Consider the following 510-nt stretch of genomic DNA (forward strand, 5'->3'; position numbering starts at 1 on the left):
AGAACAGATAGGGGCGCGAGCGCTGCCGCAGCAGCTCGACGATCTCGCGCCGCGCGGCCACGTAACCGCCCGACGCGCCGCCCAGCGCCTTGCCGAGCGTGCCCGTGACGATGTCGACGCGGCCCTCGACGCCGCAATACTCCGGGGTGCCGCGCCCGTGCTCGCCGATGAAGCCGACGGCGTGCGAATCGTCGACCATCACGAGCGCGCCGTAGCGGTCGGCCAGATCGCACACGCCCTTCAGGTTCGCGATGATGCCGTCCATCGAGAAGACGCCGTCGGTCGCGATCAGCTTGAAGCGCGCGCCCGCCGCGTCGGCTTCGCGCAGCTTCGCCTCGAGATCGGCGAGGTCGTTGTTCTTGTAGCGAAAGCGCCTGGCCTTCGACAGACGAATGCCGTCGATGATGCTCGCGTGATTCAGCTCGTCGCTGATGATCGCGTCGTTTTCGTCGAGCAGCGTCTCGAATAGGCCGCCGTTAGCGTCGAAGCAGCTCGAATACAGAATGCAAT

The 510-nt window shown here is 66.1% G+C and carries 1 protein-coding gene; it reads right to left on the bottom strand.

The genetic code is table 11. The features are described 5' to 3' along the window. On the bottom strand, positions 1-510 hold a 510-nt coding region (locus tag J5M67_RS27920; RefSeq protein WP_207888609.1), incomplete at both ends, for an aminotransferase class I/II-fold pyridoxal phosphate-dependent enzyme.

The organism is Pseudomonas sp. 30_B (genome assembly GCF_017491605.1).
In the GTDB taxonomy this organism is placed as follows: Bacteria; Pseudomonadota; Gammaproteobacteria; order Pseudomonadales; family Pseudomonadaceae; genus Pseudomonas.